Annotated in this window: 17 protein-coding genes; 16 read left to right on the forward strand and 1 reads right to left on the reverse strand. The window is 69.0% G+C overall.

The window, feature by feature from the left end:
- Position 1 precedes the first annotated feature (1 nt).
- From DT074_RS16150 to DT074_RS16195, 10 genes are all read left to right on the forward strand, one after another.
- Entirely contained in the window at positions 2 to 736 is a 735-nt protein-coding gene (locus DT074_RS16150; protein ID WP_119420883.1) for a glycerophosphodiester phosphodiesterase family protein, read from the forward strand.
- On the forward strand, positions 733 to 1,893 hold the full coding sequence (locus tag DT074_RS16155) for a GNAT family N-acetyltransferase (RefSeq protein ID WP_119420884.1): 1,161 nt from the start codon (positions 733 to 735) through the stop codon (positions 1,891 to 1,893). Before DT074_RS16150 ends, DT074_RS16155 begins: the two co-directional genes overlap by 4 nt.
- 4 nt (positions 1,894 to 1,897) lie before the next feature.
- Positions 1,898 to 3,958, forward strand: a complete 2,061-nt coding sequence (locus tag DT074_RS16160; RefSeq protein WP_119420885.1) for a hydantoinase/oxoprolinase family protein — start codon at positions 1,898 to 1,900, stop codon at positions 3,956 to 3,958.
- On the forward strand, positions 3,955 to 5,691 hold the full coding sequence (locus DT074_RS16165) for a hydantoinase B/oxoprolinase family protein (RefSeq protein WP_119420886.1): 1,737 nt from the start codon (positions 3,955 to 3,957) through the stop codon (positions 5,689 to 5,691). Before DT074_RS16160 ends, DT074_RS16165 begins: the two co-directional genes overlap by 4 nt.
- The gene (locus DT074_RS16170) at positions 5,688 to 6,182 is read left to right on the forward strand and encodes a CinA family protein (RefSeq protein ID WP_119420887.1); all 495 of its coding nucleotides are present in this window, start codon (positions 5,688 to 5,690) and stop codon (positions 6,180 to 6,182) included. Before DT074_RS16165 ends, DT074_RS16170 begins: the two co-directional genes overlap by 4 nt.
- Before the next feature lie 10 nt (positions 6,183 to 6,192).
- A complete protein-coding gene (locus tag DT074_RS16175) occupies positions 6,193 to 7,161 on the forward strand; it encodes an alpha/beta hydrolase (RefSeq protein ID WP_368744713.1) in 969 nt (322 codons plus the stop codon).
- Positions 7,162 to 7,244: 83 nt separating this feature from the next.
- The gene (locus DT074_RS16180) at positions 7,245 to 7,856 is read left to right on the forward strand and encodes a MarR family winged helix-turn-helix transcriptional regulator (protein ID WP_119420888.1); all 612 of its coding nucleotides are present in this window, start codon (positions 7,245 to 7,247) and stop codon (positions 7,854 to 7,856) included.
- A 69-nt stretch (positions 7,857 to 7,925) separates the two neighbouring features.
- Positions 7,926 to 8,978 carry a TRAP transporter substrate-binding protein DctP gene (gene dctP / locus DT074_RS16185; RefSeq protein ID WP_119420889.1) on the forward strand — a complete coding sequence of 351 codons (1,053 nt, stop codon included), beginning with the start codon at positions 7,926 to 7,928 and terminating at the stop codon, positions 8,976 to 8,978.
- Between the two features lie 22 nt (positions 8,979 to 9,000).
- Entirely contained in the window at positions 9,001 to 9,540 is a 540-nt protein-coding gene (locus DT074_RS16190; RefSeq protein WP_119420890.1) for a TRAP transporter small permease, read from the forward strand.
- A 7-nt stretch (positions 9,541 to 9,547) separates the two neighbouring features.
- The gene (locus DT074_RS16195; RefSeq protein ID WP_119420891.1) at positions 9,548 to 10,846 is read left to right on the forward strand and encodes a TRAP transporter large permease; all 1,299 of its coding nucleotides are present in this window, start codon (positions 9,548 to 9,550) and stop codon (positions 10,844 to 10,846) included.
- Here the strand turns inward: DT074_RS16195 and DT074_RS16200 are convergent.
- A complete protein-coding gene (locus DT074_RS16200) occupies positions 10,833 to 12,434 on the reverse strand; it encodes an alkaline phosphatase family protein (RefSeq protein WP_119420892.1) in 1,602 nt (533 codons plus the stop codon). The genes DT074_RS16195 and DT074_RS16200 overlap by 14 nt on opposite strands.
- A gap of 75 nt (positions 12,435 to 12,509) precedes the next feature.
- Here DT074_RS16200 and DT074_RS16205 point away from each other — a divergent pair, with 75 nt between their 5' ends.
- The 6 genes from DT074_RS16205 to DT074_RS16230 all read left to right on the forward strand — a co-directional run bounded on the left by DT074_RS16205 (position 12,510) and on the right by DT074_RS16230 (position 18,463).
- Positions 12,510 to 13,157 carry a glutathione S-transferase family protein gene (locus tag DT074_RS16205; protein WP_119420893.1) on the forward strand — a complete coding sequence of 216 codons (648 nt, stop codon included), beginning with the start codon at positions 12,510 to 12,512 and terminating at the stop codon, positions 13,155 to 13,157.
- Positions 13,158 to 13,211: 54 nt separating this feature from the next.
- Positions 13,212 to 14,066 carry a phytanoyl-CoA dioxygenase family protein gene (locus tag DT074_RS16210; RefSeq protein WP_119420894.1) on the forward strand — a complete coding sequence of 285 codons (855 nt, stop codon included), beginning with the start codon at positions 13,212 to 13,214 and terminating at the stop codon, positions 14,064 to 14,066.
- 188 nt (positions 14,067 to 14,254) lie between these two features.
- Positions 14,255 to 14,722: a (2Fe-2S)-binding protein gene (locus DT074_RS16215; protein ID WP_119420895.1), complete on the forward strand. Its 468-nt coding sequence runs from the start codon at positions 14,255 to 14,257 to the stop codon at positions 14,720 to 14,722.
- A gap of 17 nt (positions 14,723 to 14,739) precedes the next feature.
- Positions 14,740 to 16,917: a xanthine dehydrogenase family protein molybdopterin-binding subunit gene (locus DT074_RS16220; protein WP_438503688.1), complete on the forward strand. Its 2,178-nt coding sequence runs from the start codon at positions 14,740 to 14,742 to the stop codon at positions 16,915 to 16,917.
- Complete coding sequence (locus tag DT074_RS16225) at positions 16,914 to 17,201, forward strand: c-type cytochrome (protein ID WP_119420897.1); 288 nt, start codon at positions 16,914 to 16,916, stop codon at positions 17,199 to 17,201. Before DT074_RS16220 ends, DT074_RS16225 begins: the two co-directional genes overlap by 4 nt.
- A gap of 47 nt (positions 17,202 to 17,248) precedes the next feature.
- On the forward strand, positions 17,249 to 18,463 hold the full coding sequence (locus tag DT074_RS16230; protein WP_368744714.1) for an FCSD flavin-binding domain-containing protein: 1,215 nt from the start codon (positions 17,249 to 17,251) through the stop codon (positions 18,461 to 18,463).
- Positions 18,464 to 18,585: the final 122 nt, after the last annotated feature.

Below are 18,585 nucleotides of genomic sequence, written 5' to 3' on the forward strand. Positions count from 1 at the left end.
AGTGGCCAAAGGGTGGTTGCGCAGCGTACCGGTCGCCCATCGCGGCCTGCACGATATCGGCGCCGGGGTGCCGGAAAACTCGCGGGCGGCCTTTCGCGCCGCCATTGCGGCCGGCTACGCCATCGAATGCGACGTCCGGCTGGCGGCCGATGGCGTGCCGGTGGTGTTCCATGACGCCGATCTGAAGCGGCTGACCGGCACGGAAGGCCGGACGGATGCGCTCGCGGCCAGCGCGCTGTCCAGATTGCCCCTGCTCGGCACGGCGGAGACGCCGCCCCTCTTCGATGAGTTTCTTGCGCTGGCGAGCGGCAGGGCGCCGTTGCTGATCGAGATCAAGAATTACGGCAACGAGCCGGCCGCGCCGCTCTGCGAAGCCGCATGGGAGAGGCTCAAGGGCTATGCCGGCGACTATGCCGTGCAATCCTTCGCGCCCGATGTCGTCGCCTGGTTCCATGAGCGCGCGCCGCATGTGCCGCGCGGCCAGATCGCGACCGATCCGGCCGATCTGAAGGCGCTCGACGAGGCCGGCCGCAAAGCCCTCGCCGCCAAGTTGGAGGCCGGGCACGGCGCGCCGGACTTCATCGCCTATGACGTCAGCCTGCTGCCGGCGCCACTGACCGAACGCGCCCGGGCGGCCGGCAGGCCGGTGCTGACCTGGACCGTGCGGACCGACGAACAACGCGCCCGCGCCGCGGCGCACGCCGACAACGTCATCTTCGAGGGTTTCCGCGCATGAGCGATGCGGCGGTGACGCTGCGCGTGCATGGCGCCATTGCCGAGATCGATTCGGCCGACTGGGATGCCTGCGCCGGCGCGGACAACCCTTTCCTCGCCCACACCTTCCTCGAAGCGCTGGAGGCGAGCGGTTGCGTGCGCCCGGAAACCGGCTGGGCGCCGCGGCACCTGGCGCTCGAGGACGATGAAGGAAACCTCATCGCCTGCGCGCCCGCCTACCTGAAGGGACATTCGCAGGGCGAGTACGTGTTCGATCACGGCTGGGCCCAGGCCTATGAGCGGGCCGGCGGGCGCTATTACCCGAAGCTGCAGGTCTGCGTGCCGTTCACCCCGGTGCCGGGCCCGCGCTTCCTGGTGCGGCCCGGCATCGCACCGGAGGCCGGCATCGGCGGCCTGATCGCCGGCGCCAGCGAATACGCGCGGCGGGAGGAGCTGTCCTCGGTGCATGTCACCTTCTGCACCGAGGCCGAGTGGGAGTGCGCGGGCAAGGCCGGGCTCCTGCAGCGGACGGGCGAGCAGTTCCATTTCGAGAATCGCGGCTATGGCTCGTTCGAGGATTTCCTGGCCGAGCTCACCTCGCGCAAGCGCAAGGACCTGCGCAAGGAGCGCGCCGCCGCGATCGAGAACGAGATCAGCATCGACGTCCTGTCGGGCAGCGAAATCGAGGAGCGGCACTGGGACGCTATGTTCCGCTTCTACATGGATACCGGCGGACGGAAATGGGGGCGGCCCTACCTGAACCGGCGCTTCTTCTCCCTGCTCGGCGAGCGCATGGCCGACCGCGTCGTACTGGTCCTGGCCCGGCGCGACGGGCGCTACATTGCCGGCGCGCTGAACCTCAAGGGAAGCGATACGCTGTACGGGCGGTACTGGGGCTGCATCGAGGAGCACCGTTTCCTGCATTTCGAGCTCTGCTACTACCAGGCCATCGACTATGCGATCGCGCACCGGCTGGCGCGGGTCGAGGCCGGCGCGCAGGGTCCGCATAAGCTCGCCCGCGGCTATCTGCCGAGGCCGACCTATTCGGTGCACTGGGTGCGCGATGCGGGTTTCCACCGCGCCGTGGAGAATTTCCTGATGCAGGAGCGCGCCCAGGTCGCGCGCGAGATCGAGTACCTGGAAGAGCACCACTCGCCGTTCCGCCACGAGCAGGATTGAGGGCATGCAGTTGCAAGCGCCATGGCGCATCGGCGTCGATGTCGGCGGCACGTTCACCGACCTGGTGCTGGCCGACGCCGCCGGTGCCGTTCATGTCACCAAGGTGCCGTCCACGCCGGCCGACCCGGCGGAAGGCGTGGTGAACGCGCTCGGCGCCGCGGCAAAGCAGGCCGGCATGGCGCTGCCCGAACTGATGGCCGGCACTTCGTTGATGATCCACGGCTCGACCGTCGCGACCAACACCCTGCTGGAAGGCAAGGGCGCCAAGGTCGGCATGCTGACCACGGCCGGCTTCCGCGACAGCCTGGAGATCCGCCGCGGCATCCGCGAAGATCAATGGGACCACCGGGCGCCCTTCCCGCCCGTGCTGGTGCCGCGCTACCTGCGCCTGCCGGTCACCGGACGGCTCGACCGCAACGGCAACGAACTCGAGCCGGTGAGTGGGCGCGATGTCGAGGCCGCCGCTGCGGTGTTCAAGGACGAAGGCGTCGAGGCGGTGGCGCTGTGCCTGCTGCACTCCTATGCCGACCCGAAGCATGAAGTCGCGGCGGCATCCGCCCTACGGCAACATATGAACGGCCTGCCGATCACGCTTTCCTCCGATGTGGCGCCGGTGATCGGCGAGTACGAGCGTGGCTCGACCGCGGTGCTGAATGCCTATGTCGGCCCTCGCGTGGTTCCCTATCTCGCCGGCCTGAACCGGAAGCTGCGTCAGCTCGGCCTGCGGCATTCGCTGCTGCTGGTGCAATCGAATGGCGGCGCCGTCTCGGTCGACCACGTGCAGGACCGGCCGGTGCAGCTCCTCCTCTCCGGACCGGCGGCCGGCGTCGGCGCGCTCAACTACTACCGCCAGACCGCCGGCACCGACGACTTCGTCTCGATGGAGATCGGCGGCACGAGCTGCGACGTGGCGCTGATGAGCAAGGGCGATGTCGCGGTCACGGATCAGATATTGGTCGGCGGCTATCACGCGGCGATCCCGGCGATCGAGATCCACACGGTGGGCGCCGGCGGCGGCACCATCGCCGGGGTCGACGGCGCCGGCATGCTGTTCGCCGGCCCCCGCGGTGCCGGTGCCGTGCCCGGCCCCGCCTGCTATGGCCGCGGCAATGCCGAGCCGACGGTGACCGACGCGCAGTTGGTGCTCGGCCGGCTGCGCCCTGGCCCCTATGCCGGCGGCGCGGTGAACCTCGATGACGGACTCGCCCGGGAGGCGATCGAGACCAAGGTGGCGCGGCCGCTCGGCCTTACCATCGAGCGCGCCGCCGCCGGCATCATCCGCCTGTTGGAACAGAACCTGCTGCACGCGGTGGAGCGCATGAGCATCGAGCGCGGCTACGACCCGCGACGCTTCACCCTGGTCGCCGCCGGCGGCGCGGGCCCGATGCACGGCGCGGCCGTGGCCCGCGCGCTCGGTTCCCGCCGCTGCTATGTGCCCCGCCTCGCCGGCGCCTTCTGCGCGCTCGGCATGCTGAACACCGATGTGCGCCAGGATTTCCTGCGGGTGCATTTTGCCGATCTCGACCGCGCCGACCGATCCGCCTTGGAGGACCGCTTCGCGGCGCTGGAGCGAGAGGCGGGCGCCGCGATGGATGCCGAAGGCTTTGGCGGCGAGCGGGCGCGGCTGGTGCGCAGCCTCGATCTCCGCTATCTGGGCCAGCAATATGCGATCCGGATCGAGCTCGCTTCCGGCTTCGAGCCGATGGCCATCCGCCGCCGCTTCGAGGAAGAGCACGACCGGATGTTCGGCCACATCCAGCCGCAGGGCACGATCGAGGTAACAGCGCTCCGCCTCGCCGCGATCGGCGCCGTGGAACGCCTGCGGCCGGCGGCACCGCCGGCCGCGCCGCCGCCGCGACCGGTCGCGCGCCGACCGGTCTGGCAGGACGAGGCATCCGGCTGGGTCGAGACGCCGGTCTTCGCCGGAGCGGATCTCGCGCCCAGCCACCGGCTCGCCGGCCCGCTGGTCGTCGAGGAATTGACGACCACGGTGCTGGCCGGTCCGGGCGACACGCTTGCCGTCGATGCCAGTGGCAATTTCGACATCGCCGTGGGGGCCGCATGACCGCGCTCGATCCCGTCCAGCTGGCGCTGACGCAGAAGCGCCTCGACCACATCGCGCGGCAGATGGGCTGGGTGATGACCCGCACGGCGCGCAGCCCGATCTTCAACCAGAGCCACGATTTCTCCTGCTTCATCGCCAGCCCCGACGGCACGCTGGTGAGCCAGGCCGACGGCATCCCGATCCATACCGGCGGCGGCGGCTTCTCGGTGCGCGCCATCCTCAAGGCCTTCGCCGGCCGGATCGAGGATGGCGACGTCTTCCTGCTCAACGATCCCTATGTCGCCGGCGGCAATCATCTGCCGGACTGGGTGATCGCGCGCCCGGTCTTCGTCGAAGGCCGGCTCGCCGGCTTCGCCTGCAACCGCGCGCATCAATCGGATATCGGCGGCGGCGCGGCGGGCACCTACAACTCCGCCGCGACCGAGATCTTCCACGAGGGCATCCGCCTGCCGGTGCTGAAGCTGATCGAGCGCGGCGCATTGCGCGACGACCTGTGGCAGTTGCTGATGATCAACAGCCGGACGCCGGAGCTGCTCGACGGTGACCTGCGCGCCATGATCGGTTCGACCCGGATCGGCGCGGATCGAATTGCCGCGCTGGTTCGCGAGGCGGGGGTCGAGACCGGTCTCGCGCTCTACGAGGGCATTCTCGCCCATGCCGACCGCCGCTTCCGCGCCGCGCTCGCGACCCTGCCCCCGGGCCGCTACGAGGGCAGCGACATGACCGACAACGACTGTTTCGAGAAGAAGGACACGGTCATCCGCGTCGCTCTGACCTTGGACGACAACGGCCTGCATGTCGACTTCACCGGCACCGACCCGCAGATGCGGGGCTTCAAGAACTCCTCGCTCGCCAACACCTACTCCGCCGTCTACATGGCGCTCGCCTCGTTCTTCGAGCCCGACCTGCCGCGGAACGAGGGCACCTTCCGCTCGGTCCGCATCACCGCGCCCGAAGGCAGCGTGATCAACGCCCGCCCCCCGGCGCCGATGACCATGTGCACGGTCTTCGTGGCGCACGAGATCGTGCACGCGATCTGGAAGGCGCTCGCCAAGGCGGACCCGACGCGCGCCTGCGCCGGCTGGGGCAAGACCATCCACAACATCACCTCGGGCCTGGGATCCGACGGCCAGCGCTTCGTCATGTACCACTGGAACGCCATGATGGCGGGCGGCGCCGTGCCGGGGCGCGACGGCCTCAACCAGATCGGCCTGCTGATCGCGCTGGGCGGCCTGGTGGTGCCGAATGTCGAGGTCTACGAGCAGCTCTACCCGACCCTGATCCGCCGGCACGAGTTCCGTACCGATGGCGGCGGCCTTGGCGAGTTCCGCGGCGGCACCGGCGTCGAATACGAGGCGGATATGCAGGTCGCCTGCGACTGGACCTTCCGCGGCGAGGGCCTCGGCTATCCGACCGGCTACGGCGTGGCCGGCGGCGGCTTCGGCGCGGCGGGCCGCATGTCGGTCGAGACCGCGGAGGGCCGCCATATCGAAGCGCCGCAATACGGGCTGGCGCAGTTCGGCCCGGCGACCATCCATGCCTCCTCGCCCGGCGGCGGCGGCCTCGGCCATCCTTTCGACCGCGCGGCTGAGTTTGTGCGCCGCGACGTGCGCGACGGCGTGGTGAGCCTGGAATCCGCGCGGCGCGATTACGGCGTCGTGCTCGCCGGCCCCAGATTCGAGATCGACGCCCAGGCGACCGCCGCCGCGCGTCAGCAACGGAGCAGCGCATGATCAACGCCCACCTCACCCGTCTCGGCGAACAGGCCGCGGCCATCCTGGTCGCCCGCAAGGAGACCGTCGGCGTTTCGGAAAGCTCGGCCGGCGGGCTGATCGCCGCCTCTCTGCTGGCCGTGCCCGGCGCCTCCGCCTATTTCCTCGGCGGCAGCGTCACCTATGCGCGGCCCGCCGCGCGCGGCTTTCTGGGCGTCGAGCGCCTGCCCGAAGGCATGCGTAGCGCGACCGAGCCCTATGCCGCCTTCATGGCCGGGCGCGTGCGCGAGCGGGTCGGCGCCACCTGGGGACTGGCCGAGGCCGGCGCCGCCGGGCCGACCGGCAACCGCTACGGCGACCCGGCCGGGCATAGCTGCCTCGCCGTGGCCGGCCCCGACGCGCGCGTGCGCACCTTGCGCACCGGATCGGGCGACCGGCCGGCCAACATGGTGGCCTTCGCCGAAGCCGCGCTGACCTTGTTCGTCGAGGCGCTGCACGCCGGCAAGGCGTGATCGCATCGACGTGCCCGGTCTTCGGCACATCGCCTTCGCGGCCGCCCTTGCCGTGGCCGTGCCGACGCATGCCGGCGAGCCGGCGACCGAAGCGGTCGCGATCGGCGTGGCAGGCGGGCAGCTGCATGGCACCCTGCTCAGCCCTGCCGAGGTGGCGAGTCCGCCAACGGTGCTGATCCTGCCCGGATCCGGCCCGACCGATCGCGACGGCAACCAGCGCCAGCTGCGCAACGACAGCCTGAAACAGCTGGCGGAGGGATTGGCCGCCCGCGGAATCGCGACGCTCAGGATCGACAAGCGGGGGGTCGGCGCCAGTGCCGGCGCCGCGCGACAGGAATCCGAGCTGCGCTTCGACGACTATGTCGCGGATGCGGTCGCCTGGCTCAGCCTTCTGAAGCAACGGGCCGGTGCCGCGCCCGTCTTCGCGCTCGGTCATAGCGAAGGCGCGCTGATCGCGATCCTGGCGGCAGAGCGGATACCTGTCGCCGGCCTGATCACGGTCGCCGGTCCCGGCTTCGGCTTCGGCACGCTGCTGCGGCGTCAGCTCGATGCGGCGGGCCTGCCGCCCGTCGAGCGCGCCCGGGCCGAGAACATGCTGGCCGCGCTCGAGGCCGGCCAGGCGGTGACCGACGTGCCGCCGGAATGGCTGTGGCTGTTTCGGCCGGGCGTGCAGCCCTATCTGATCTCGCTGGCGCGGCACGATCCTGCCGATGCGCTGGCGCGGCTCGGCGTCCCGGTGCTGGTGGCACAGGGCACGACCGACATTCAGGTTGGCGAGGCCGATGCCCGGCGTCTCGCGGCCAGCCGGAGCGGCGTGCGTCTTGCGCTGATCGAGGGCATGAACCATGTGCTGAAGTCGGCGCCGCCGGAGCGCAGCGCCAATATCGCGACCTATTCCGAGCCGGCGCTGCCCGTTCGCGTCGAGCTCGTCGATGCGATCGCCGATTTCGTTCGCGAAGTACGGCAAACCCGGCGCTAGAGCCCCGAGCGACAGTCCCGGCGCGAGGTGCCTTGTTCGCGCGGGACGTCGTTGATAGAGTCAATTGTTGCAGGACCCAACAAATGGGCCGCGCAGGGGACCGGATGGGGAGCACCGCGTCGCCAATCGCCAGAGCTACCGCGCAGGCGGATGCCGGCATTCTTCGCGATGTTCGCGATGCGCCGTCCTATCAGCTCGCCATGCTGGCGAGCCTGAACGATCGCAAGGGGCAGGCGGAGTTCGCCGCGGCCTTCGGCATCAGCCTCGGCGAATGGCGGGCGCTCGCCAACATCTTCATCCTGGCCCCGGTCTCCCTGGTCGAGCTCGCGCGGGCCATGCTGCTGGACAAGGGCCAGTTGAGCCGCACGGTCCGCAGGCTGGCCACGCGCCGCTGGGTCGCCACGCGACCCGCCCCGGAAAATCGCCGCGCCGTGCTTCTGACACTCACCTCCGCAGGCCGTACCAAGCACGATGCGCTGCTGCGCTTTGCGAATGCGCGGAACGAATCGACCATGTCGGTGCTGACACCCGACGAACGGCGGCAATTCGTGGCCTGCCTGCGCAAGCTGCGCGCCCATACCGAGGCGGAGTTCGCCGCCTTGTCGGAACACCTGGCGCGCAAGCCGCGGCATGTCGCGCGGCGCGACGGCCGCCGCGACTTCGCGGATCTTGAGATCGGGAGCGGTACGAAATGACGCGATGACGATCCCCGGCCACGCGAGGGCGCGGTCGGGCGGGAGGCCCAAAAAAGAGGAGGAACATCGATGAGGATGACGTACCGGAGGACCGCCCTCGTGGCGGCCGTGCTCGGACTCGCGCCTTTCCTGCCGTCCCGCGGCATGGCGGCGGAGACCGTCCTGTTCAACTGCTTCTTCCCGCCGCAGCACTACATGTGCCGCGAATTCGTGCCCGAACTCGGCAAGCGCGTGGAGAAGGCCTCGGAGGGGCGGGTCAAGGTGCAGATCCCGCCGAAGAGCGCCGCGGCGCCGGGCGACCAGTACGACGCGGTCGTCAACGGCGTGGTGGATGGCGCCCTGCAGTTCAACCAGTTCCTCGGCAACATGGCGCCCGGCGTGCTGGTCGGTCAGCTGCCCTTCGTCGGCGCGGAATCGTCGCGCAGCACCACCGTCGCCCTATGGCGCACCTACCAGAAGTTCTTCGCCCCGAAGAACGAGTACAAGAAGGTCGTCCTGCTCGCGCTCTATTCCGGCAACGGGGCCGAGTTCTTCTCCACCATCGACAAGCCGATCATGACGGTGGAGGACATCCGCGACCGCAAGATGTGGGCGCTGCCGGGCGTCACCGCCGACCTGGTCAAGGCGACCGGATCGTCGGTCGTGTCCGGCCCGGCCGTGCAGATGCTGGAGATCATCTCCAAAGGCGTGGTCGACGGCTATACGGGGGTCCCGTCCAGCACGGCGGAGGAGTTCAAGCTGAGGCCCTACACGAAGTCGGTCACCGTGTTCAAAGACAAGATCTTCCAGCCGACCTTCTCGTTCTTCATCAGCGAGATCAAGTGGGCCAAGTTCACGCCCAAGGACCAGGCGGCGATCAAGGCGGCGCTGGGCGAGGATTACGGCCGCTTCATCAGCACGGCGCAGGACGCCAAGCACGAGGCGAACAACAAGAAGATCTGGGGAGCCGGGGTCAAGCGCATCGTCGGCAGCGATGCCGAGCTGGCCAAGCTCGAGGCGCTCGGCAAGCCCGTGGTCGATGCCTGGGTCGAGAAGATCAAGGCGATAGGCGTCGACGGCAGGGAGGTAATCGCGTTCTACAAGAAGGCGATCGCGGAGGAAGGCGCGCTGGCCGCCAAGTAGCGCTCGATCCCGGGCGGTTGCGATGCTGGAGCGCGCCTTCCACCTCACGTCGCGGGTGCTCGCCGTCATCGCCGGCACGGCGTTGCTGGTGATGATGGTGCTCACCTTCTTCGATGTGATCGGTCGCTACGGCTTCAACAAGTCCATCTTCGGCACGGCGGAGATGGTGGAGTATCTGATGATCTTCACCATCTTCGCCGGGCTCGCCTTCGTCACCGCCACCAACGACCACATCACGGTGACCATGTTCGACGGCTGGATCGAGGCGTGGATTCCCAATCTGCGGCGCTGGGCCGTCATCGTCTTCTCGATCGCCTGCTACGCGCTGATGACGATCTATCTCGCCGTGCAGGGATTCGAGCATTGGATCGGCAACAAGCGCTCGCCGGTGCTGGATTTGCCGATCTGGATCATGCCGGCCGCCGGTGCCGCGCTGTCGATCATCGGCCTGGCACTGATCGTGACGGCCGCGATCAAGACATCCGGCTGGCTCAATCGCGTGGCCTACGACCTGTCGAGCTTCGATGCCGCCGGCAAGCGGCCGGATGCGGACCTTTCCTGAGGGCGGGATGACGATCGCGATCATCGGCTTCGTCTTCCTGCTGGTCCTCGCCTTCATCGGCTTTCCGCTCGGCTTCACGACCCTGGCCGTCGGGCTGGTCGGCTTCGCCTATGCGCGCGACTGGAACTGGCACGCTTCGCTGACCATGATGTCGCAGCAGGTGGTCGAGACCGGCGGCAGCTACGGCCTTTCCGTCATTCCGCTGTTCATCCTGATGGGCGTGTTCATCCACCGCGCCAATATCTCCGAGGACCTGTACCGCGCCTCCTACGCGCTGGTCGGCCGCTATCGTGGCGGCCTGGCCCAGGCGACCGTGCTCGCCTGTGCCGGCTTCTCGGCGGTATCGGGCTCCTCGCTCGCCACCGCGGCGACGATGACCAAGGTCGCCATGCCGCATATGCGCCGCTATCGATATGACGACGCGCTCTCCTCCGGCGTCGTCTCCGCCGGCGGCACGCTCGGCATCATGATTCCGCCCTCGGTGCCGATGGTGATCTACGGCCTGGTGGCGCAGGAAGACATCGGCAAGCTGTTCATCGCCGGCGTCATGCCCGGCATCCTGCTCACCCTGCTCTTCATGGCCGCGGTCTGGTTCACCGTGCAGCTCAATCCGGCCGCCGGCCCCGCGGGCACACGTATGCCGGCGGTGGAGCGCTGGCGCGCCTACGCCAATGTCTGGCCGGTGGTCATGCTGTTCGTGCTCATCCTCGGCGGCATCTATCTCGGCGCCTTCACGCCGACCGAGGCCTCCGGCATCGGCGCCACGGGCGCGGCGCTGTTCGCGTTCTGGCGCGGACGGCTGCGCACCATCGCGGAGCTCTACGGCGCCTTGATCGAGGCCTGCCGCACCACAGCCACGCTTTTCATGGCCATCTTCGGCGCCCAGGTCTTCGCCAACTTCATCAATCTATCCGGCCTGCCGGGCGAATTGATCAATATCGTGGAGGCCATGCAGCTGTCGGCCGGCGGCGTGGTGATCGCCGTCTGCGTCATCTGCATCATTCTCGGCATGATCTTCGAAAGCGTCGGGCTGCTGCTGCTGATCGTGCCGGTCTTCCTGCCGACCTTGATGGCGCTGGATGTCGATCTGATCTGGTTCGGCATCATCATGATCGTCGTCGTCGAGATGGGGCTGATCACGCCGCCGATCGGGATGAACGTCTTCACGGTCAAGACCGTGATGCCGGATATCGCCCTGCCCCGCATCTTCCGCGGCGTGATGCCCTTCGTGGTCGCCGATTTCGTGGCGCTCGGCCTGATCTTCTTCTTCCCGCTGATTGCGATGTGGCTGGTCAGCCACCTTTGAGATCGTCCTCGTCCCAATAGCCGATGCGGATGCCGCGCTTGGATTCGGTGCCATAGCGCGACGCGATGGCCGCATCCGAGATGGTGATGCGATTGTGGTGCCGCCGGGCCCAGGCGAACATCGCCTCGTGCAGGCGGGCGCGCACGTCGGCATGGGCCGGGTCAGCGCCGAGATCGTTGAATTCCTCGGGGTCGCGCTCGAGGTCGTAGAGCATCGGGCGGAAGCCTTCGGCGTGGATGTATTTCCAGCGCCGGTCCATGACCATCACCAGGCGGCAATCGGCGACCGGCACGTTGAGGTCCAGGCGCGCGCGCCTAAGCGAGTAGTCGTATTCCGAGATGACGTAGTCGCGCCAACCGGCGGTCGGCCCACCCGCCAGCAGCGGCGTCAGGCTGCGGCCCTCCATGACGTGCGGCTTGGCCGGGCCGCCGAGGAACTCGACGAAGGTCGGCGCCAGGTCGATCGCCTCCACCAGCGCATCCGACACGGTGCCGCGCGTCGCATCGGCCTCGGCCCGCGGATCGTAGACGATGAACGGGATCTTGACCGATGGCTCGTGGAACAGCTCCTTCTCGCCGAGCCAGTGGTCGCCGAGATAGTCGCCGTGATCCGAGGTGAAGACGATCATCGTGTTGTCGAACAACCCGCGCGCCTGCATGAACTCGAACAGCACGCCGAGTTGGTCGTCGATCTGCTTGATCAGGCCCATATAGGCCGGGATCACCCGCTCCCGCACCTCGTCGCGGGCGAACACGGCCGAGAAGCGCTCCTTGAAATAGGAGGCGAGGATCGGATGGGCATTCTGCCGCTCCGCCTCGCAGCGCACCGCCGGCAGCACGTGTTCTGGCCCATAAATGTCGTGATACGGCGCCGGCACGATGTAGGGCCAGTGCGGCTTGATATAGGAGAGGTGCAGACACCAGGGCGAATTCCCTGCCTCCTCGATGAACTGCATGGCGCGCCGCGTCGTGTAGGGCGTCTCGGAATGCTCCTCCGCCACCCGTGCCGGCAGGTTCGAATAACGCATCAGCCAGCCGGACAGGATCTCGCCGTCATCGCCGGCGGCCGAGTTCGCCCATTCCTCCCACGGATTCTCGCTGTTGAAGCCCTGGGCGCGCAGATAGGCGTCATAGGCCGGCCGGCTCGGCTCGTAGCCTTTCGGATGCAGGCCGTCATGCCGCTCGTACGGCTCGAATCCGCATTCGGCGAGGTGCACGCCGATCACCGATTTCGGATCGATGCCGAGGCGCAGGATGCCTTCGGTATCGGCCCGCATATGCGTCTTGCCGACCAGCACGTTGCGGACGCCGATCTCCTTCAGATGGTCACCGAGCGTCGGTTCGCCTACCCTCAGCGGGATGCCGTTCCAGGTGCTGCCGTGGCTCCGCACATAGCGGCCGGTATAGAAGCTCATCCGCGACGGGCCGCAGATGGTCGATTGCACATAAGCCCGGGTAAAGCGCACGCCGCGCGCCGCCAGCGCGTCGATATGGGGCGTCTTCAGATGCGGATGCCCGTAACAGCTGAGGTAATCGAACCGGAGCTGGTCGCACATGATGAACAGCACATTCCGAACCGGCGTTCCCATCAGGCCCCCTTATCGTGCTTGCTTGCTCCCTACGATAAGAGGCCGCGATTCAGTGCGCCAGTGCGCGGTGCGGCCATGACCACGGCACCGACCCTCTTCGGCGCGCGCTACAGCGTCTATACGCGCATTGCCCGGCTCACCTTGGCCGAGAAGGGAGCCGATTGCCGCCTGGAGGAGGTCGACGTCTTCGCGCCCGGCGGGCCGCCGCCGGATCACGCCGCGCGCCACCCTTTCGGCCGCATCCCGGCCTTGGAGCACGATGGCCTTTCGCTCTACGAGACCGGCGCCATAGCGCGCTATGTCGACGAGGCCTTTCCAGGGCCGGCGCTGCAGCCCGCCGATCCGACGGCGCGGGCGCGCATGAACCAGATCGTCTCGATCATGGATTCCTATGCCTTCCGCACCCTGGTCTGGGATGTCTTCGTCGAACGGGTCGGCGGCCCGGCCCGCGGCCGCCGGCCGGACGAAGCCCGGATCGCCGGCGCCCTGCCCCGTGCCGCCACGATCCTGCAATCGATCGACGCGATCCGCGGCGACGCACCCTGGTTTGCCGGCGCCGCCCTCTCGCTCGCCGATCTCTGGGCCTTGCCGATGCTGGTATTGTTCCGGCTGGCGCCGGAGGGTGCCGATGCGCTGCGGCGCCTGCCCAGGCTCACGACCTGGCTGTCCGCGATGCACGAGCGCCCCTCGGTTCGGGCCACGCGCTTTCCGATCGAGGGTTAGGTCAGTTGGTACGATCGTCGCAAGCACCGAGCATCATGTCCCCAGGAGTGGCGGATGACTGATTCCCTGCCCCGGCTTCTCACCCCCGATCAGGTCGACGCCTACCGGCGCGACGGCTATCTCTGCCCGATCGACGGGCTCACCGCCGCCGAGGTGGCGCAGCTCCGTGCCGATCTCGAGGCCTTCGAGGCCGAACAGGGCCGCACGCTCGGCGCGATGCCGCGGCAGGTGCGCGCCAAGACGCACTTGCTGTTTCCCTGGATGGCCGACCTGGTGCGCCATCCGCGCATCCTTGATGCGGTGGAGGATCTGATCGGGCCCGACATCCTGGTTTTCCACCTGACCTGCTGGGTCAAGGAGCCGGGCGACGGCGCCTTCGTCTCCTGGCACCAGGACGGCACCTACTTCCATCTGGATCCGGCCGAGCATGTGACCGCCTGGATCGGGCTGTCCGACAGCACGCCGGAAACCGGCTGCGTCCATGTGCTGCCGGGCTCGCACCGGCTGGGCCAGATCGCCCACCGCACCGAGGCCAATGCCGCCAACCTGCTCTCCAACGGGCAGACGGTGGAGACGGCGATCGACGAGGCGGCCAAGGCGCCGCTGATCGTGCGCGCCGGCCAGTTTTCGCTGCACCACACCTACATCCTGCACCAGTCGAGCCCCAATCTGGGACGCGACCGGCGGATCGGCATCGGCATCAGCTATATCCCGACCCGCGTGCGCCATACCGGGCCGCGGCGGCTCTCCGCCAGCCTGGTCCGCGGCACCGACAGCTTCGGCCATTTCGAGCCGGAGCATCGCCCGCGGGCGAATTTCAGCGTGGAGGCGCGCGCCCATCATGCCGCGATGTGCGACCAGTTCTTCGGAACGCACGGCTCGGTCCGCAGCAGCATCGCTGCCGCCTGAAGCAAGCCCCGCCGTTCCCGAATTTGTGAGCGGCGCGGGCGCTGGCCAGGCAGACAGCACCCTGCCCGCTTTGTAGATTCGAGGATGTGGGGTGATTGTTGCGCGCCGGGCCTGGGGCCGGCCGCGCATCGCCGCGTTCGCCCGGTCCGTAAGGGGGCTTGGCGACGATCCCCGTCGGGAGGGAGAACATGCCGAGGCTCAACATCAATGGCCGCGACGTCGATATCGCCGTCGAGGACGATACCCCATTGCTCTGGGCGATCCGCGAGCAGGTCGGCCTGACCGGCACCAAATACGGCTGCGGCGTGGCGGCATGCGGCGCCTGCACCGTGCATGTCGACGGCGTCGCCACGCGCGCCTGCGCGGTACCCGTCTCCGCCATCGCGCCGGGACAGAAGATCGTCACCATCGAGGGCCTCTCGCCTGACGGCAGCCATCCGGTGCAGAAGGCCTGGGCGGCGCTCGACGTGCCGCAATGCGGCTATTGCCAGGCCGGCATGATCATGGCGGCGGCGGCGCTGCTGGCCGCCAAGCCGAAGCCGACCGAGGACGAGATCCACGCGGAGATGACCAATATCTGCCGCTGCGGCACCTATAACCGGGTGCGCGCTGCCATCAACCTCGCCGCCGAGGGCGGCGAGCCGCGTCGCGGTTGAGGGAGGCGAACATGACGATGACCGCAGCCCATATGCGCTCCACCGTTTCGCGCCGCGGCTTCCTCGCCGCCTCGGCGGCCACCGCCGGCGCCTTCAGTCTCGGCTTCCACATTCCCTTCGCCCAGGCGCAGGGCGCCGACGTGCCCGAGATCAACGCCTGGGTGGTGATCAAGCCCGATGAGACGGTGGTGATCCGCATCGCCCGCTCGGAAATGGGCCAGGGCACCCTGACCGGCCTCGCCCAGCTCGTCGCCGAGGAACTGGAATGCGACTGGTCGAAGGTGACGACCGAATATCCGACGCCGGGTCAGAACCTGGCGCGCCAGCGCGTGTGGCGAAACTTCTCGACCGGCGGCAGCCGTGGCATCCGCGAGAGCCATGACTATGTCCGCCGCGGCGGCGCAGCCGCCCGCGAGATGCTGATCCGCGCGGCTGCCGAGGATTGGAAAGTGGCGCCCGGCGAATGCCGGGCCGCCAGCGGCACGATCACCCATGGCGCCTCCGGCCGCAGCACGACCTACGGCAAGGTCGCGGCCGCGGCGGCCAAGCTCGAGCCGCCGGCCGAGGTGGCGCTGAAGGATCCGAAGGACTGGAAGATCGCCGGCAAGCCGGTGCAGCGGCTCGACACCGCCGACAAGCTGACCGGCAAGCAGGTCTATGGCGTCGACCTCAAGCTGCCGGGCATGCTCAACGCGGCGATCAAGGCCTGTCCGGTCTTCGGCGGCAAGGTGAAGAGCTTCGATGCGGCCGCCGTGCAGTCGATGCCCGGCGTGAAGAAGGTGGTGCCGGTCGGCGACAATGCGGTCGCCGTGGTCGCCGATACCTGGTGGCGGGCCAAGGTGGCGCTCGACGCGCTGCCGATCGTCTGGGACGAGGGCGCCCACGCCAAGGCGTCGAGCGCCGACACGGCGGCGATGCTGAAGGAAGGGCTGACCGCCGAGCAGGCTTTCGTCGCCAACCAGACGGGCGATGTGAAGGCGGCACTGGCCGGCGCCGCCAAGCGGATCGAGGCGGTCTACGGCTATCCGCACCAGAACCACGCCACCATGGAGCCGATGAACGCCACGGCGAAGTGGACGGCCGATCGCTGCGAGGTCTGGACGCCGACGCAGAACGGCGAATCCGCGCTGGCCGCCACGGCGGAGGCTTCGGGGCTGCCGGCGGCCAAATGCGAGGTCTACAAGATCCATCTCGGCGGCGGCTTCGGCCGGCGCGGCATGACCGACTGGATCCGCCAGGTCGTCGCCATCGCCAAGGAGATGCCGGGCACGCCGGTCAAGCTGATCTGGTCGCGCGAAGAGGACATGACGCAGGGCAAGTACCATCCGGTGACGCAATGCCGGCTGGTCGGCGGCCTGGACGCGAGCGGCAACCTGACCGGCCTGCACATGCGGATCTCCGGCCAGTCGATCCTGGCCGGCGTGCTGCCGCAGAACCTGCAGAACGGCCGCGATCCGGTGACCTTCCAGGGCCTCAACCCGCCGGGGCCGGAGGCATCGCTCGGCTACACGGTGCCGAACCTGCTGATCGACCATGCGATGCGCAACCCGCATGTGCCGCCCGGCTTCTGGCGCGGGGTGAACCTGAACCAGAACGCAATCTATCTCGAATGCTTCATGGACGAGCTCGCCCATGCGACCGGCCAGGACCCGCTCGCCTTCCGCCGCAAGCTGATGGTGAACAGTCCGAAGCATCTCGCGGTGCTGAACGCGGCGGCGGAACGGGCCGGCTGGGACAAGCCGGCGCCGGCCGGCGTGCATCGCGGCCTGGCGCAGATCATGGGCTTCGGCAGCTATGTCGCCGCGGTGGCGGAGGTCTCGGTCAGCCCGAAGGGTCAGCTCAAGATCCACCGCATCGTGGCGGCGACCGATCCCGGCCATGCCGTCAACCCGCAGCAGATCGCGGCCCAGGTCGAAGGCTCCTTCGTCTACGGCCTGTCGGCCGCGCTCTACGGCGAGTGCACGGTAAAGGACGGCCGCATCGAGCAGGAGAACTTCGACACCTACCAAGTGTTGCGGATGGACGAGATGCCGAAGGTGGAAACGGTGCTGGTGCCATCCGGCGGGTTCTGGGGCGGTGTCGGGGAGCCGACCATCGCGGTCGCCGCGCCGGCGGTGCTGAACGCCATCTTCGCCGCCACCGGCAAGCGCATCCGCACCCTGCCGCTCAAGCACCACGACCTGAGCAAGGCATGAGGCCAAAGCTGGCGGCGGCGCTGATTCTTGTCCTCGGAGGATCGGCCGCCGCCGCACAGGAAGCCGTGCCGCCGGGTGCCGCCGCCTGCACGGGGTGCCACGCGCCGGTGGCGCGCGCCGGCGCTATCCCGGCCTTGGACGGCCGGCCGGCGGCGGAGATCGCCCAGGCCATGCGCGCCTTCCGCGCCGGCGAGCGCCCGGCGACGGTGATGGACCGCATCGCCAAGGGCTTCTCGGACGAGGAGAGCCAGGCCATCGCCGCCTGGTTCAGTACGCGCAAGTGAGACGCGCGATTCCGTGGCCGCATCGCCGCGCCGTGCTGCGGGGATTGGTGGCGTTCCCCCTGGCCGCACCGGCGCTGGCCCAGGCCAAGCCGCGCGTCACCGTGGTCGGTGGTGGCTTTGCCGGCGCCACCGCGGCGCGGGTGCTCGCGCGGCTGGGCATCACGGTCACCCTGGTCGAGGCGAGCGAGACCTTCGCCGCCTGTCCGTTCAGCAATGCCGTGATCGCCGGCCTGCGCGGGATGGAAGCACAACGCTTCGGCTACGACGCGCTGCGCCGTGACGGCATCGTCATCGCCCAGCAGACGGCGAAGAGTGTGAACGGTCCCGGCCGCAGCGTGACGCTCGGCGACGGCTCGGTGCTGGCACATGATCGTCTGGTGCTCGCCCCCGGCATCGATCTGCGCCTCGACGCGCTGCCCGGCTACGACGACGCGGCGGCGGCGAAGCTGCCGCATGCCTGGAAAGCGGGCGAGCAGACGGTGCTGTTGCGGCGCCAGCTCGAGGCCATGCCGGATGGCGGCACCGTGCTGATGTCGGTGCCGGCCAATCCCTATCGCTGCCCGCCGGGCCCCTACGAGCGCGCCAGCCTGATCGCGCATTACCTGAAGACGAAGAAGCCGAGATCGAAGCTGATCGTGCTCGACGCCAAGGATGCGTTCTCGAAGCAGCGGCTGTTCCAGGCCGCCTGGGCCGAGCTCTATCCGGGCCTGATCGAGCACGTGCCGCTATCGGGCGGCGGCAAGGTGACAGCGATAGAGGCGGAGACCGGCACATTGGTGACCGAGTTCGGCCGCCACCAGGGCGCCGTGGTCAATGTGATCCCGCCGCAGCGCGCGGGCGCCATCGCCGAGGCCGCCGGTGTCGCCGATCGCACGGGCTGGTGCCCGATCGATCCGACCAGCTTCGAAAGCCGCCAGCAGCCCGGCATCCATGTGATCGGCGACGCGGCGATCGCCGGTGCCATGCCGAAATCCGCCTTCGCCGCGAATGCCCAGGCCAAGGCCTGCGCGGTGGCAGTGGCGGCGCTGCTGCGCGGCACGGCGCCGCCGGCGCCGAAGCTGATCAACACCTGCTACAGCCTGGTGGCGCCGGATTACGGCATTTCGGTCGCCGGCGTGTACCGTCCCGCCGGCGGCCTGCTGGCGGAAGTCGACGGCGCGGGTGGCACCAGCCCGGCCGGGGCATCGCGGGACACACGCGCACTCGAAGCGAGCTATGCGGAAGACTGGTTCAAGACGATCACGGCCGAAGTCTTCGGCTGAGCTGGCGCTGCTCGCCCTGCTCGCGGGCGCGCCCGCCGCCGCGGCGCCGCTGCCCGCGGTCACGGTGGTCGGGGATGCGATCCCGGCGCCGCTCGCCGCCGGCTTGGGCGATCCGGCGCGCG

The sequence above is a fragment of the Desertibaculum subflavum genome, assembly GCA_003576705.1.
GTDB classification, from domain to species: domain Bacteria; phylum Pseudomonadota; class Alphaproteobacteria; order Ferrovibrionales; family Ferrovibrionaceae; genus Desertibaculum; species Desertibaculum subflavum.

Coding starts and splice junctions, on each gene's coding strand:
- DT074_RS16215 (WP_119420895.1), top strand. CDS start 14,255: ATGCCGAGGCTCAACATCAATGGCCGCGACGTCGATATCGCCGTCGAG.
- DT074_RS16190 (WP_119420890.1), top strand. CDS start 9,001: ATGCTGGAGCGCGCCTTCCACCTCACGTCGCGGGTGCTCGCCGTCATC.
- DT074_RS16225 (WP_119420897.1), top strand. CDS start 16,914: ATGAGGCCAAAGCTGGCGGCGGCGCTGATTCTTGTCCTCGGAGGATCG.
- DT074_RS16200 (WP_119420892.1), bottom strand. CDS start 12,434: ATGGGAACGCCGGTTCGGAATGTGCTGTTCATCATGTGCGACCAGCTC.
- DT074_RS16220 (WP_438503688.1), top strand. CDS start 14,740: ATGACCGCAGCCCATATGCGCTCCACCGTTTCGCGCCGCGGCTTCCTC.
- DT074_RS16170 (WP_119420887.1), top strand. CDS start 5,688: ATGATCAACGCCCACCTCACCCGTCTCGGCGAACAGGCCGCGGCCATC.
- DT074_RS16210 (WP_119420894.1), top strand. CDS start 13,212: ATGACTGATTCCCTGCCCCGGCTTCTCACCCCCGATCAGGTCGACGCC.
- dctP (WP_119420889.1), top strand. CDS start 7,926: ATGAGGATGACGTACCGGAGGACCGCCCTCGTGGCGGCCGTGCTCGGA.
- DT074_RS16155 (WP_119420884.1), top strand. CDS start 733: ATGAGCGATGCGGCGGTGACGCTGCGCGTGCATGGCGCCATTGCCGAG.
- DT074_RS16205 (WP_119420893.1), top strand. CDS start 12,510: ATGACCACGGCACCGACCCTCTTCGGCGCGCGCTACAGCGTCTATACG.
- DT074_RS16180 (WP_119420888.1), top strand. CDS start 7,245: ATGGGCCGCGCAGGGGACCGGATGGGGAGCACCGCGTCGCCAATCGCC.
- DT074_RS16160 (WP_119420885.1), top strand. CDS start 1,898: ATGCAGTTGCAAGCGCCATGGCGCATCGGCGTCGATGTCGGCGGCACG.
- DT074_RS16195 (WP_119420891.1), top strand. CDS start 9,548: ATGACGATCGCGATCATCGGCTTCGTCTTCCTGCTGGTCCTCGCCTTC.
- DT074_RS16165 (WP_119420886.1), top strand. CDS start 3,955: ATGACCGCGCTCGATCCCGTCCAGCTGGCGCTGACGCAGAAGCGCCTC.